This is a genomic window from Pseudoalteromonas sp. GABNS16E (assembly GCF_028598715.1).
Taxonomy (GTDB): domain Bacteria; phylum Pseudomonadota; class Gammaproteobacteria; order Enterobacterales; family Alteromonadaceae; genus Pseudoalteromonas; species Pseudoalteromonas atlantica.
The window spans coordinates 20,614-34,758 of sequence record NZ_JAQREZ010000012.1 but is presented as its reverse complement, the minus strand read 5'-3'; the positions used below and the strand labels follow the sequence as shown (position 1 = coordinate 34,758).

The 14,145-nt window shown below is 40.3% G+C and carries 18 protein-coding genes; 12 read left to right on the top strand and 6 right to left on the bottom strand.

Annotation, left to right across the window (positions count from 1 at the left end; translation table 11 throughout):
- Nucleotides 1-14 precede the first annotated feature (14 nt).
- The 8 genes from moaA to PSI06_RS07210 all read left to right on the top strand — a co-directional run bounded on the left by moaA (nt 15) and on the right by PSI06_RS07210 (nt 4,478).
- Complete coding sequence (gene moaA / locus PSI06_RS07245; protein WP_273605000.1) at nt 15-986, top strand: GTP 3',8-cyclase MoaA; 972 nt, start codon at nt 15-17, stop codon at nt 984-986.
- Nucleotide 987: 1 nt separating this feature from the next.
- The gene (locus PSI06_RS07240; protein WP_024032655.1) at nt 988-1,614 is read left to right on the top strand and encodes a molybdenum cofactor guanylyltransferase; all 627 of its coding nucleotides are present in this window, start codon (nt 988-990) and stop codon (nt 1,612-1,614) included.
- Nucleotides 1,611-2,150 (top strand): molybdenum cofactor biosynthesis protein B, encoded by a 540-nt coding sequence (gene moaB, locus PSI06_RS07235; protein WP_273603342.1) that lies wholly within the window; start codon nt 1,611-1,613, stop codon nt 2,148-2,150. The genes PSI06_RS07240 and moaB overlap by 4 nt, the downstream gene beginning before the upstream one ends.
- A gap of 1 nt (nt 2,151) precedes the next feature.
- Complete coding sequence (moaC, locus tag PSI06_RS07230) at nt 2,152-2,622, top strand: cyclic pyranopterin monophosphate synthase MoaC (protein WP_004587754.1); 471 nt, start codon at nt 2,152-2,154, stop codon at nt 2,620-2,622.
- Nucleotides 2,600-2,893, top strand: coding sequence for a MoaD/ThiS family protein (locus PSI06_RS07225; RefSeq protein ID WP_273603341.1), 294 nt, complete (start codon nt 2,600-2,602; stop codon nt 2,891-2,893). Before moaC ends, PSI06_RS07225 begins: the two co-directional genes overlap by 23 nt.
- Complete coding sequence (gene moaE / locus PSI06_RS07220) at nt 2,893-3,351, top strand: molybdopterin synthase catalytic subunit MoaE (RefSeq protein WP_273603339.1); 459 nt, start codon at nt 2,893-2,895, stop codon at nt 3,349-3,351. The genes PSI06_RS07225 and moaE overlap by 1 nt, the downstream gene beginning before the upstream one ends.
- Nucleotides 3,352-3,390: 39 nt before the next feature.
- Nucleotides 3,391-3,756 carry a hypothetical protein gene (locus tag PSI06_RS07215; RefSeq protein WP_248461371.1) on the top strand — a complete coding sequence of 122 codons (366 nt, stop codon included), beginning with the start codon at nt 3,391-3,393 and terminating at the stop codon, nt 3,754-3,756.
- A 77-nt stretch (nt 3,757-3,833) separates the two neighbouring features.
- Complete coding sequence (locus tag PSI06_RS07210; protein WP_273603336.1) at nt 3,834-4,478, top strand: MOSC domain-containing protein; 645 nt, start codon at nt 3,834-3,836, stop codon at nt 4,476-4,478.
- 57 nt (nt 4,479-4,535) lie between these two features.
- Here PSI06_RS07210 and PSI06_RS07205 read toward each other — a convergent pair whose 3' ends face one another.
- Nucleotides 4,536-5,192, bottom strand: coding sequence for a bifunctional 4-hydroxy-2-oxoglutarate aldolase/2-dehydro-3-deoxy-phosphogluconate aldolase (locus tag PSI06_RS07205; protein WP_273603334.1), 657 nt, complete (start codon nt 5,190-5,192; stop codon nt 4,536-4,538).
- 257 nt (nt 5,193-5,449) lie between these two features.
- Nucleotides 5,450-7,471 carry a methionine--tRNA ligase gene (metG, locus tag PSI06_RS07200; protein WP_273603333.1) on the bottom strand — a complete coding sequence of 674 codons (2,022 nt, stop codon included), beginning with the start codon at nt 7,469-7,471 and terminating at the stop codon, nt 5,450-5,452.
- Between the two features lie 187 nt (nt 7,472-7,658).
- On the opposite strand from metG, the gene apbC reads away from it, so the two are divergent.
- Nucleotides 7,659-8,735, top strand: a complete 1,077-nt coding sequence (apbC, locus tag PSI06_RS07195; protein WP_029772068.1) for an iron-sulfur cluster carrier protein ApbC — start codon at nt 7,659-7,661, stop codon at nt 8,733-8,735.
- Nucleotides 8,736-8,741: 6 nt separating this feature from the next.
- Nucleotides 8,742-9,329 (top strand): dCTP deaminase, encoded by a 588-nt coding sequence (dcd, locus tag PSI06_RS07190; protein WP_273603329.1) that lies wholly within the window; start codon nt 8,742-8,744, stop codon nt 9,327-9,329.
- A 93-nt stretch (nt 9,330-9,422) separates the two neighbouring features.
- Here the strand turns inward: dcd and PSI06_RS07185 are convergent, their stop codons facing one another.
- The 3 genes from PSI06_RS07185 to PSI06_RS07175 form a co-directional block, all read right to left on the bottom strand.
- Nucleotides 9,423-10,082, bottom strand: coding sequence for a type IV pili methyl-accepting chemotaxis transducer N-terminal domain-containing protein (locus tag PSI06_RS07185; RefSeq protein ID WP_273603327.1), 660 nt, complete (start codon nt 10,080-10,082; stop codon nt 9,423-9,425).
- Nucleotides 10,083-10,180: 98 nt separating this feature from the next.
- Entirely contained in the window at nt 10,181-10,963 is a 783-nt protein-coding gene (locus tag PSI06_RS07180) for a CLCA_X family protein (RefSeq protein ID WP_273603325.1), read from the bottom strand.
- Between the two features lie 16 nt (nt 10,964-10,979).
- The gene (locus tag PSI06_RS07175) at nt 10,980-11,576 is read right to left on the bottom strand and encodes a tRNA-uridine aminocarboxypropyltransferase (RefSeq protein ID WP_273603323.1); all 597 of its coding nucleotides are present in this window, start codon (nt 11,574-11,576) and stop codon (nt 10,980-10,982) included.
- Between the two features lie 137 nt (nt 11,577-11,713).
- Here PSI06_RS07175 and PSI06_RS07170 point away from each other — a divergent pair, with 137 nt between their 5' ends.
- Together PSI06_RS07170 and PSI06_RS07165 are read left to right on the top strand one after the other, a co-directional pair.
- Nucleotides 11,714-12,058, top strand: a complete 345-nt coding sequence (locus tag PSI06_RS07170; RefSeq protein ID WP_138685158.1) for an Hpt domain-containing protein — start codon at nt 11,714-11,716, stop codon at nt 12,056-12,058.
- A 263-nt stretch (nt 12,059-12,321) separates the two neighbouring features.
- Entirely contained in the window at nt 12,322-13,539 is a 1,218-nt protein-coding gene (locus PSI06_RS07165) for a pyridoxal phosphate-dependent aminotransferase (protein ID WP_273603322.1), read from the top strand.
- Nucleotides 13,540-13,623: 84 nt separating this feature from the next.
- Here PSI06_RS07165 and PSI06_RS07160 read toward each other — a convergent pair whose 3' ends face one another.
- Nucleotides 13,624-14,091: a glycine zipper 2TM domain-containing protein gene (locus PSI06_RS07160; RefSeq protein ID WP_004587767.1), complete on the bottom strand. Its 468-nt coding sequence runs from the start codon at nt 14,089-14,091 to the stop codon at nt 13,624-13,626.
- Nucleotides 14,092-14,145: the final 54 nt, after the last annotated feature.

Here is a 14,145-nt window from a genome sequence, read left to right as displayed (position 1 = left end):
AAACAAGGAAGCATATGCTTAATGATCAATTTGGTCGGCAGTTTAACTATTTGCGCCTCTCAATTACCGATGTGTGTAATTTTAGTTGCACCTATTGTTTACCAAACGGGTATCAGTGCGATACCCCGCGTAACTTTTTAAATAAAAACGAAATAAACACCTTAGTAAATGCATTTGCTTCACTTGGCACAAAAAAAGTGCGCATTACGGGCGGTGAGCCGTGTTTACGCAGTGACGTAACCGACATTATAAAGCAATGTAAAAACACCCCAGGCATAGAAAAAGTCGCCATAACAACCAATGGTTTTAACTTATTTAATAAAATTGATGAGTTTTACAGCGCTGGCCTAGATGCGCTAAACATTAGTATAGATAGCTTAAACCCGAGCATGTTTAAATTAATTACAGGACACGACAAGCTAGCCCATATTTTAAAAGGGATAGACCGGGCAATTGAACTGGGTATAAAAGATATAAAAATAAATGCAGTGCTGGCTAAGCAATTTAATAAAAACCAATTAAATGATTTTTTAGACTGGGTAAAACATAAAAAAGTAACGGTACGCTTTATTGAATTAATGGAAACAGGTAATGGTGCCACCTTTTTTGAACAAAATCATTTAAGCGGGCAAAGTGTTAAAACGCAGCTTTTAGCACAAGGTTGGTTACAGGTAGTAAGAGGTAAATTAAACGGCCCTGCAGAGGAGTTTTGTCATCCCGATTTTGAGGGGCGCATTGGCTTAATTATGCCCTACAGTAAAGATTTTTGTAAAAGCTGTAACCGATTAAGAGTATCGTCATTAGGCAAATTACATTTGTGCTTGTTTGCCGAGCAAGGTATAGACTTACGCCCGCATTTAAATGCGCAAGATATGCCAGCCACTGTAAACGCGATTCAAGCGGCAATGGGCAATAAAACCATTAGCCATGAGCTTGATAAGCGCTTAGCGGGCGCCACAACCCATTTAGCTATGTTGGGCGGCTAAAATGAGCAATAAAGCCGTGTTTACAGGAGTTGTACTCGCTGGTGGGCAATCATCCAGAATGGGCAGCGATAAAGCCAATCTCATTTTAAAAAATAAAACCTTACTGCAAAATGCATGTGAGTTATTAACAGCAGCAGGAGCAAGTGATGTTCTTATAAGCCGTAATGTACAAAGTGCTACTGCGCAATACATACCTGATATATACCCAGGCTCTGGCCCACTTGGCGGGATTTATTCAACTTTAATGGCGACAGAGCAAGATATACTTATCACCGCTGTTGATATGCCGTTGCTTACTTTCACGTTATTATCGCAAATTGTATCTGCAGCAAGCGATAATCCCCACTTTCAAACAAATCAGCCACAAATACATGCGTGGCACTTTGAAAATGAACCGTTACCCCTGTATATTCGTAACACCCAAAGCGTTAAACGTCATTTAAAACAATTACTCATAAACGCAAATAGTCATAAGTCAATTAAACAGTTTACCCGTAGTATTGGTGTGCAAACGCTAAAATGTAATAAAGCGCACGCACTTGTTAATACCAATACACCGGCGCAATTTAAAGCTGTTAACGAGCAATTTGACCAACACAAACCTAATTTACTGAGAAGAACCCTATGAGCCACACAACTGAGTCACAAATCGCATTAAACATTGCCGTAATGACAGTAAGCGATACACGCGATGAAATTACGGATACTTCAGGCCATTATTTAATTAAAGCCCTTACTGAAACAGGCCATCACTTAGCTGATAAAGACATAGTTAAAGATGATGTTTACCAAATGCGAGCAGTTGCATCGCAGTGGATTGCCGATGACACCATTCACGCCATTTTAGTAACCGGTGGTACGGGCTTTACCGAGCGCGACTCAACACCGGAGGCATTTGCACCGCTGTTTGATAAAAGTGTAGATGGATTTGGCGAGCTATTTAGACATATTTCGTACGGCGAAATTGGTAACTCAACTATTCAATCGCGTGCGTTGGCGGGCCTTGCCAATAACACCGTTATTTTTTGTATGCCTGGCTCTACGGGCGCATGTAAAACAGCCTGGACAGGAATTATAAAAGATCAGTTAGACTCAATGCACAAGCCATGTAACTTTGCCCCGCATATTACTATTGGTAAAAAATGCGAATCGCGAGAGCAATAATATGCTGAGCCACGTAGACGAAAATGGCCAAGCAAACATGGTTGATGTATCGCTAAAAGAGGTCACTCTGCGCGATGCATCTGCCGAGGCCTACATTAAAATGAGCAAACAAGCTTTTGAGCAAGTGTTGCTTAATCAAAATAAAAAAGGTGACGTGCTAGGCGTTGCCCGTATTGCGGGTATTCAGGGCGCTAAAAAATGCGCCGATTTAATTCCGCTTTGTCACCCGCTGGCACTGAGTAAAGTAGCCGTTGATTTTGAACTTGATGAAGCAAATAGCCAAATTAAAGTTACTAGCTACTGTAAATTGGCGGGCAAAACGGGCGTTGAAATGGAAGCACTCACCGCTGTATCTGTGGCGACCCTTACACTATTTGATATGTGTAAAGCCGCCGATCCGCTTATGGAAATACACGGTATGCGTGTAACGCAAAAAGCAGGAGGCAAGCATGGCAGCTGGCAGCGAGACTAATTTAAATGATACTGATGCAGGGCATGTAAACGTACTGTTTTTTGGCCAACTTAAAGAGCGCCTAAAGTGCGATAAGTTAACCGTTGAGATAGCGACCCCCCTTAGCATTAAAGCGTTTAAACACATGCTGGTTGAGCAAAACCCACATTGGCAGGCATGGCTTGAAGAGCGTGATGTATTGTGTGCGCTTAATCAAACTATGTCATCAAGCGATGAGCTTGTAAAAGCAGGGGATGAACTTGCTTTTTTTCCACCCGTTACAGGTGGCTAATGAGTATAAGCATTAACGTACAAACGCACGATTTTTCAGTAGGTGAGCAACACAATGCACTTTGCAGTAATAGCAAAAGTGATGGTGCCGTAGTTACTTTTACAGGGCTTGTACGAGAATTTAGTAGCGGCGATAACGTAATCGCCCTTGAGCTTGAACACTACCCAGGGATGACTGAGCAACTACTGCAATCTATAGCCGAGCAGGCGCAAACACGCTGGCAACTTGCTCGCATAAGCATTATTCATCGAGTCGGTTATTTAGCCCTTGGTGAGCAAATTGTATTTGTTGGCGTAACCAGCCGCCACCGCCAAGCCGCCTTTGAAGGCGCACAATTTATAATGGATTACTTAAAAAACCACGCTACGTTTTGGAAAAAAGAGCATTTTAAAGACTCCTCAAACTGGGTTGAGTTTAAACAAAGCGACAAGCAAGCATTAAACAAGTGGGAAAAGTAGGCCTGTGTAAGCCTATTTAAATGCGTTTATAAAATATTAATGAAAAAGCTTATCTCAAAAAGAGAATCAATAGAGTCAGCTTACCTATGGGTAGCGGCTCTACTTATTTTTATAATTATGTTAGAGCTATTAACTGGCTGGTCAGTGGGGTCCAAAAGCTCACCGAGTCAATCTTTAAACATTAATCCGGAACAGTTTTGGTTTGAAATAAAACTTCACTGCAGCTTAGTTTCTTGGGCAATTTTTAGAGCTTTTATTACATTCCCACTTTTTAGAGCGACTTACAATGGCATGCTTCGCTTTAGAGAAAAACACAAAACCGTAGCAAATATCCTTTTCTATGTACTCACCCCTGTATTTGTAGTGTTTCTCATTTTAACTTTGTTATATATTTTTGACTTATAATCTTACTTTGTTGATCTTCAAGGATGAATGATGAAAATTTACGAACTCTTACTTTTAGCTATAATCAAAGGTTTAAGATGAAAATAATCTCTACCAATATCTCTAAAATAAAAACGGTTGAGCATAACGGCAAGAAGGTTAAAACGGGCATATTTAAAACGCCAACCAATGAGCCGGTTGTTATTGAAAAGCTAAATATAATAGGAGATGAGCAAGCCGATTTAGTCAATCATGGCGGGGTGGATAAAGCGGTTTATGCGTTTTCGCACAATCATTATGATTATTGGAAGCGCCCCCTTAAAAATGATGATTTAGCAGTTGGTGCCTTTGGCGAAAACTTCACAATTTCAGGGCTTGATGAGCAAAATATTCATATAGGCGATCGTATTCGTATAGGTACTGCACTGCTTGAAGTAAGCCAGCCCCGTGTGCCGTGCTTTAAATTGGCTATTGCACTTAATAATAAACAAAGCCTAAAATTGTTTACTCAGTATTACCACACGGGTGTTTATTTTAGAGTGCTTGAACAAGGTGTTGCTAAAACGGGCGATGCCGTGACTTTTGAACATAAAGCTGAGCATAACATTTCGGTTAAAACGTTGTTTCAGGCCTTTTTTGATAAACAATACCCAGATTATGAAAACGTATTATTAGCAGCACTTGAACTACCCGAGCTTGCACTTGAGTGGCAAACTAAAATCAAAAAGAAATTGGGTAGTTAAAAGAGCGTTATTAAAGCTGTATTACGCTTAATAAAAGCTTACTTTTAGCTGTATTATTTAGTTTGTTAAGTGAGCAACCGCTGATATGTATTTGCACACCAATTTGCTTAATGTGTCGTATTTCTGTTTGTTATTTACCGGCTTACTAAAATCGCTACTTACCGCCACTGCGCATGCCCCCGCTGCAAACCAATGTGTTAGGTTGTCTAAATTAATGCCGCCTACGGGCATTAATGGCACATCAGAAAAAGGCCCCGTTAGCGCTTTAAAGTAATTAATCCCCATACTGCCTGCCGGAAAAACTTTAATAATATCGGCGTTATGCTCTATTGCATTGGCAACATCGGTAGGAGTGAGTGCGCCCATTAACACAGGTAAACCATGGCGGTGAGCAAGCTCTACCACGGCTTGATTAGTATTTGGTGTAACTATAAATTGCGCACCGGCATCAATCGCTTGTTGCGCAAGGGCGGTGTTAATTATTGTGCCAGCGCCAATGAGTGTATTTTTATAAGCAGCGCGTGCTTTTGCTATTTCTTGCTCAAAGCCAGGTGTATTTGAGGTGATTTCTAGCGCGTTAATGCCTGCATTAACTAAGCAATTAATTAAAGGGGCTACATCGCTTTGTTGCTTTAAGCGAAGTATAGCAACTAACTTATGTTGCTTAATTTGGTTGCTTATTTTTATTCTGTTGGCATTTAAAATTTGGCTCATAATGTCACTTCACTTTATTTAATACAGAGTCACACGTGTAACAGCAATCGGCAATAATACTTAATTATTTTGGTGCTAAACGCGTTAAAAAGCTCTTACTTTGATCATTTTGAATAACTAAATAGCGAATTTTTTGTCTAGTTATCAACACGCTTTTGCACCCTCAAAATAGCACACTTAACTAAACGAATTGGTATAAACGTTTTTTTCTCATAAAAAAACCGCTGATATTTCAGCGGTTTTTTATAAGTAATAAATTACATTACACGCATGCCTCGCTCTGAGCCATCGTCTGGGTTAAGAATGTAAATTTCTTTACCGCCAGGGCCTGCAGCTAATACCATACCCTCTGACATACCAAAGCGCATTTTACGAGGTTTAAGGTTTGCAACCATTACAGTCAGTTTGCCTTCAATGTCTTCTGGTGCGTAAGCCGATTTAATACCAGCAAACACTTGGCGTGTTTCACCGCCTAAATCCAGCGTAAGTTTAAGTAGCTTATCGGCGCCTTCAACATGCTCTGCTTTAGCAATTTTAGCAACGCGTAAGTCTACTTTTGCAAAGTCATCAAATTCAATTTCATCCGCAATTGGCTCTTTTGCAAGTGGGCTATTAGGGTCAATTGTTACTTTTGATTCTAGGCTTTCTTTTGATTCTTCAACCATTTTGTTCACTTTATCCATTTCTACACGTTGCATGAGCGGCTTAAATTTATTGATAGGGTGTGCAACAAGTGCATTTTGAACGCCATCCCATGCTAAGTCGTCATTTAAAAAGGCTTCTACGTTTGCAGCCATACCTGGTAATACAGGTTTTAAATAGGTAATTAAAACACGGAACAAGTTAAGGCCAAGCGAGCACACTTCGTGCGCTTCTTGCTGTTTTGCTTCATCTTTAATGAGTACCCATGGCGCTGCGGCATCAATAAATTGGTTTGCTTTATCGGCTAGGGCCATAATTTCACGAATCGCGCGGCTGTATTCACGGTTTTCATAGTGGGCAGTAATGCTCGGTGCAGCAGCTTGAAATTCTTCAAGTAGTTCTGGCTGCATAATTGTGCTACTTAATTTACCGTCAAACTTTTTAGTAATAAAGCCTGCACAGCGGCTTGCTATGTTTACTACTTTACCTACTAGGTCTGAATTTACACGTTGTGCAAAGTCTTCTAGGTTTAAATCGAGGTCAATAATACCGCTGTTTAATTTAGCTGCGTAGTAATAACGTAAGTACTCTGGGTCTAGGTTATCAAGGTAAGTACGTGCTTTTATAAACGTACCCTTTGATTTAGACATTTTCTCGCCATTGACGGTTACAAAGCCATGTGCAAACACGTTAGTTGGCTTTCTAAAATTAGCGCCCTCTAGCATGGCTGGCCAAAATAAGCTGTGGAAGTAAATAATGTCTTTACCAATAAAGTGATAAAGCTCAGCATCAGAACCTTCAGCCCAAAATGCATCAAAGTCGAGGCCTTTTTCGTCACATAGGTTTTTAAAGCTTGCCATGTAGCCAATTGGCGCATCTAGCCATACGTAAAAGTATTTGCCCGGTGCATTTGGAATTTCGAAACCAAAGTAAGGCGCATCGCGGCTAATATCCCACTGTTGCAGGCCATCGGTAAACCACTCATCTAACTTATTCGCCATTTCTTGCTGAATAGAGCCAGAGTGTAGCCACTCTTTAAGCATGCCTTCAAATGCTGGCAGGTCAAAAAAGTAATGCTCTGAATCTTTTAAAATTGGCTCTGCACCTGACATTACCGAGCGCGGGTTTATTAATTCGGTTGGGCTGTAAGTTGCGCCACACGAGTCACAGCTATCGCCATTTTGGTTTTCAGACTTACACGTTGGGCAAGTGCCTGTTACAAAGCGATCTGGTAAAAATATGCCTTTTTCAGGGTCGAATAACTGTGAAATAGTGTGCTTTTTAATATGACCCGCATCATTAAGGCGGTTATAAATAAGCTCACTCAGCTCTTTATTTTCTGAGCTGTGGGTGCTGTGGTATTTATCAAACTTAATGTTAAAGTCGGCAAAGTCGCGCTGGCGTTCAATGCTTACATTTTTAACCATTTCTTCAGGCGTGATCCCTTGCTTTTGCGCATTAAGCATAATTGGCGTGCCGTGAGCATCGTCGGCGCAAACATAATAAGCTTCGTGGCCTTGTAGCTTTTGAAAACGTGACCAAATATCAGTTTGAATATATTCCAATAAATGGCCTAAGTGAGTAGGGCCATTTGCATAAGGTAATGCGCTGGTAATGAGGATCTTTCGCTGCGTCATAATCATTCCGAATTGAGGATAAACCACCATGTTTACTACAAAAAAGGCGGTTATCATTAATTTATCCATAAGCTTTGGACTAACGGTACGCGCAGCTTATGGATTTTTGTTAATTGACTGGTGTTAATGCCCTGAATGTTACATAATTCTGTGGCACTTTTCATCAAAGAAACGCTATTTAATTGCTATGTTTGGACTGTCGAAACTATTCTCCTCTAAATCGGTGCAAAAACAACCGATTATTACTGCCTTAGCGGCGTATCGAAGCGCGGCATTTGCCGTAGGTATTGATGAAAGTTTTATTGATACCATTTCGCAAAATGACGATAAATCAATACACATTAAAATAACGCTACCATTTGCGGCTCAATCAGAAATGCCGTTAGTTGAGCAGCACGTAAGTGAAAGTATAAATACACCGGTTACCATAGACTCTGTGGTGACTATAAAAGAGCCTGCAAAATTTAAAGCCATTAAACACATTGTGCTGATTGCCTCAGGTAAAGGGGGGGTAGGAAAATCCACGACCGCTGTTAATTTAGCTGGGGCGCTTAAAAGCGAAGGCGCAAAAGTAGGGATTTTAGATGCTGATATTTATGGGCCATCTATTCCTATGCTTTTAGGGCTTGTGGGTGCAGAGCCACAAACCAAAGATAACAAACTACTACAGCCATTTGATGCCAACGGCATTAAAGCGCAATCAATCGGCTTTTTAGTGCCAAGTGATGACGCAACGGTCTGGCGAGGCCCAATGGCATCGGGAGCGCTCAACCAATTATTAAACGAAACTGATTGGGGCGAACTTGATTACTTAATTGTTGATATGCCACCGGGTACGGGCGATATACAGCTAACAATGAGCCAAAAAGTGCCTGCCAGCGGCACTGTTATTGTGACTACGCCACAAGATTTAGCCCTTGCCGATGCGCAAAAAGGCATTGCAATGTTTAATAAAGTTAACGTACCTGTGCTTGGGCTTATAGAAAATATGAGTCACTACATTTGTAGCCACTGCGGTGAAGCCAACCATGTATTTGGCAAAGATGGCGCAGAAAAACTTGCCCATAAACACGGTGTACCAGTGTTAAGCCATATTCCACTTGCCATAGATATTCGTGAATACTCAGAGCAAGGTAAATTAATCGCCAGCGATACCAGCGCGGCTATTAGCAACACATACAGCGCAGCGGCAAGATTGATTGCCAGCACGCTTTTTTATCAGCAGCACCAACACAGTGTTGAGATAGTGATAACGCAGGACTAAGAAAAAATGAGACTCTCAGATACCCATATTAAAGAATATTTAAGCGATGGCCGCATAGTGATTGAGCCTGCGCCGACCAATGAAATGATTTCGGGTGTGACAGCCGATTTGCGTTTAGGGAACAAATTTAGAACCTTTAACGCACATAACGCAGCGTACGTAGATTTAAGTGGCCCTAAAGATCAGTTAAATAAGGCTATGGAATCAATCATGAGTGAAGAGATTGAGCTTGCCGACGGCGAAGCTTTCTTTTTACACCCAGGTGAGCTGGCATTGGCTATTACGCATGAAAAAGTAACACTTCCTGCCGACATAGTAGGCTGGTTAGATGGTCGTTCATCACTTGCCCGCTTAGGTTTGATGGTGCATGTAACAGCGCACAGAATCGACCCAGGTTGGAGTGGTAATATTGTTTTAGAATTTTATAACTCAGGTAAGTTACCACTAGCGCTGCGCCCAATGATGAAAATTGGTGCAATGAGCTTTGAAATGCTTTCAGGACCCTGCGAAAACCCATACAACATTCGTAAAGACGCAAAATATAAAGATCAAAGTAGTGCGGTAGCAAGCCGCATTAGCGACGATAACCAATAACAATATAAAACTATTAAGCGTTTAAATGGCTTTGTTTTGCTAGCTTAAACGCTTAATAATTTATGCCAATGTGCATTATTGCGTAAACTGATATTAAATGTGTTTTTTATTTCTGGCTTTATAAACGAGTAAAAACTCGACTAATATAGATAATAAAATAACTATAATTACAATGCCTTGAATAGTGTGTAGCCTTTTAACCCTGTCAACACTCTCTTTTTCGTACTGCATAACCACCGTATTAAACGCTTTTAAAAGCGGCTCTTTTGCCAAAGAAAAAAAACTTTCTTGCGCTGTATCTAAATTAAGTGTTTGTGTTTTTAACTTTAGTACTTCTTCAACTCTATCCGAAAACATACTTAATTTTTTATCGACATTAATAGGCTCTTTAAAATACATTGCTAACAATTCCTTAGATAGCGGGCTTTCATCGCCTAATACTTGCGCCCCATAAGGCTCACTTAATAAGTATTTATGATTATTTTTTAAAGAGTTTAAAGCATTAATGGCCAGTAATTTAGAATCCTGCGAGCCATACATTAAGTACTCTAAAGTAAACATGCTCACCCGTTGCGAAAGCATTCTTTGTTGACCACTTACATTTACGAGTTTTCCAGTATCGGTTTGCGCGTCTATTACTTCATCAAGCATAAAGTGAATACAGACAGATAAAACTGCAATTACAGTTAAGGGAACAATATAAACAAAAGAGATAGCGCCATGCTTTTTATTTGTAAAATCAGTATTTACCATTTAATTGCTACTTAATTTAAAATTATTAATGCTTTAGGATAGGATAGATTAAATATAAGATTTTTCACGTAAATAAAGTTTACAAGGTAGTTTGTGGCTTATTGAGATTTATGAAGTGCATAACCTAGTAGTTCAAAATACTTATTAAGGGCTTTATTTGCTTTATTAATATGCTCATTATCAGGGTAAATTAAATTACTGCTTTTTAAGCCACTGACTAAAAAGCTATTTTGAATAGTGCTGTGAGCATCTATACAGGCTTCAAAGCAGCGTGCTGCAAGCTCCTCAGGCATACTCATGTAATTCATGTTGTGCGCTTTATCGAACGTAATGCAGCGTTGTACGTAATTATTGGCGTTTGCGCCGCTTTCATCTAAAAACACGTTTTTGTAAAAATCGTTTAGCGCACTATTAAGTGGGTGCGATAAATTTGGCGTATTTGAAAGCCATAATTTTGAGGCAAAACCAAACCGAGGTTTTGCATTAAATAAATGCTCGCTTATATGATGATCAAACGCATGAAACCATTCGTGAGCCAATGCGCCACCGCCGGCGTTTTTTGCTAAAGCAAGGGTTTGTGAAGCTGCGTTATAATGCGCTTGTACGCCTTTTTGACCGCCATGCCCAAAGGAAAAATTTAGTTTGCCGCGCAAGCCAATGGCTTTGGGCGGTAAATGTAATATTTGAGCAAGGTCGGCGAGGGCATCGTAAATTAAATTTGCACTAATAAAATGCTCTTCTTTGGTCACCCATTTTCCTACAACCATAGATCTAAAGCCAAAGGTGTCTCTAATATCACTAAAGTCAACTTGGTCGTCAAAGCGGTAGTCTGGCCCTTTACGAGTGAATCCGCGTTTTAATCTGTTTGGGTAATTACGCATTTACATTTAATGGTGGCTAATTTAAGTAGCGTGCTTTTACGTGTTCGGGCATGTGTTGGGTTTGTTTTTGTATTAATTCATCTAATAAATTGTAAAGCGGGGCAGGGTTTAGCTGCTCTATTAACAACAAACTATGTGCAACGGCCTCAAGTGTAGAGAGACTGTCGGCTCTGGGAGCTTTTCTAATAGCGTAACGGTTTTGCGGTAACTGCTTAAAGCTCACTGTTTTAAATTTAGTGAGTAGCGGGGTCAGCTGCAAAATTTTATAGGCTTTTTTCCAGGTGCCATCAATCACGATTAAGTGCGTAATGTTACTTAAGGCTGGCTTTGGGTTTGTATCATCTAAGTAGGTGGCGTGCTCATTAGGGTAGAGCAGTACAGTGGAATCCAAAGGTAAAGAGTTGAGCATGGCAAAGTCGGTGTTATTTTCTCCTTTGATTGTTTTGCAGTCAGTTAGGCTCAAATTAAGCAATTTTGCCGTGTTTTTCGCTATTTTTTCTTCACTGGGGTGTTGTAGAATAACCACGCTAACTTTATTTTTTAAACGTTTAATGGCCCCGCATATACAGGTAGAGGGCGTAAACAAACAGCGTTCACAAACTTGGCGAGTCATTAATTAAACTTTTTATTGCGAGTGTATTTTGATAATTATACATTTATAAAGTAATAAAGTTGGATTTTTTTACGCATAGATATACAGTAATACTATTAATTATAAAATGACACGGAATGTTTAGAAGGGCTTAAAATATGACAGAAGTACAAATAGATGAGGCTGCTTTAGAAAGTATGCAGTCGTTACTTGGTGAGCAGTTTAAAGATACACTTGAATTTTGCTGCAGTGAATTTGAGCGCCTTGGTAATGAAGTAATTGCAACCATTGGTAACGATAAAGAAGCGGCGATTCGTCATGCCCATAGTTTAAAGTCGAACGCGGCTCAGTTTGGTGCCACGAGTTTATCTGATGTAGCCCGTGATATTGAGCTTAATCTCAATCAAGATAACTTAGCGCAAGCTGCTACGGCATCTACAGATTTATTGGCGCAAGTAAGTGGTTCGCAGGCCCAATTAAGAGCGTGGGTAGAGTCTAATTAACTTTATTTGTTAACGTGAATTTATTTCAGTATTAAGCAACTAATTACGCTGGCATTTTACGCCTTTACTAGGGTAGTCTTAGACTTTACTAGGGCGTGTTTGGCCTCTCGATAATAAATTTGATCACGCATTGCCCAAGGACCACCATTGGGCTAGTAACACAATTTTACCGAGCCCATTAGGTTATAACCCTCGCATTGAGCAAACCCACTCCTAGTTAATTATTTTTTTCCATAAAGCCAGTTCGCCCCAAAGAGGTAAAAATGTCAGATATTAAAAAGAGTCACAAATTAGAAGGTGTATGTTATGACATTCGTGGACCGGTTTTAGCGCAAGCCAAAAAAATGGAAGACGAAGGTCAAAAGGTACTAAAGCTTAATATTGGCAACCCTGCGGCGTTTGGTTTTGATATGCCAGAGGACATGCACCGCGATATTATTCGTAATTTGTATTCGGCCCAAGGCTACTGCGACTCTAAGGGGTTATATTCAGCCCGTGTAGCGGTTTATCAGCATTACCAGCAACGAGGTTTACATAACCTAGATGTAGATAATATTTATATTGGTAATGGGGTGAGCGAGCTTATCCAAATGATCACTCAAGCGTTATTAAATAACGATGATGAAGTGCTTATTCCTGCGCCTGATTACCCACTGTGGACCGCGTCAGTTAAATTAGCAGGCGGCAACCCTGTTCATTATTTATGTGATGAAGAGCAAGATTGGTTTCCGGATATTGCTGATATAAAAAGTAAAATTACGTCTAAAACAAAAGCGCTTGTACTAATTAACCCTAATAACCCAACCGGGGCGGTTTATAGTGACGATTTACTTTTAGAGTTAATTAATGTGGCGCGCGAGCATAAGCTGTTACTGCTTAGCGATGAAATTTACGAAAAGATTTTATACGATGGCATCACTCACACCTCAATTGGTGCGCTATGCGACGATGTGCCCATTATTACCTTTAATGGCTTAGCTAAAACCTACCGAGCGGCAGGTATTCGAATGGGCTGGATGGTACTAAGCGGGCGCACCTCATCAATGGAAGATTTACGTAAAGGGCTAGATATTTTATCGTCTATGCGTTTGTGTGCCAATGTACCCGCGCAATATGCGATACAACAAGCGCTAGGGGGTGTGCAATCAATAGATAGCTTAATCGACCCAGGCGGGCGATTATATGTTCAGCGCGATATTGCTTGGCGTGGGCTTAATGCTATTGAAGGGATAAGCTGTAAAAAGCCAAAAGGGGCGCTTTACGCCTTTGCTAAAGTAGACACGGCTCATTTTAATGTCACTGATGATGAAAAAATGATGTTTGATTTACTAAAAGCAGAAAAAATATTATTAGTGCATGGGCGTGCATTTAATTGGCCAGAGCCTGATCACTTTAGGTTAGTGTTTTTACCTAACAAAGACGATTTATCGAGTGCGATGCTTAAAATGCAGCGCTTTTTTAAAGACTATCGCCAAGTTTAGTTAATTCCAACTAATGCGCTGTAAAATAAAAAACGAGCTTAAATAGCTCGTTTTTTATTTACGCGATAATGCTGATAGGGCTTATTAGTACGCGCGGTCAACTCTTACGGTATTATCACTTAAATAGACCAACCGTACGTTATCACCTTTACTAAAGCGCATTGACTGGTCTTGGTCTTGTACCACCATGTATTGATCGCCGTTTTCTACCTGAATCAATAACTCTACTAGGTGTGTTTGCTTATAATAGCTTTTTTGCTGATTATTATGCGCCACGCTTCCGCCAATGACTGAGCCTAAAATAGTGGCGACGGTACGACCGCTCCCACCACCAAATTGATTACCGACAACACCCCCGAGTAGGGCGCCGCCAAAGGTTTTCCAGCCATTGTTTTTGTCTTGCACAAGCTCTTGTTCGGTAATTTTACGTACAGATTTAACATCGCCAAATAAAACCTGTTGTACAGGCACGGCTTTGTTTCGCTCATAGTTAGCAAAACTTGGTGCACTGAGTGTAAGCAATGCACACATTGCTATGGTTAAGGCTTTCATAGGTGTCTCCTATTGGTGTTACGCAAAGGCGATATTTTGCCTTTGCGTGGAAAT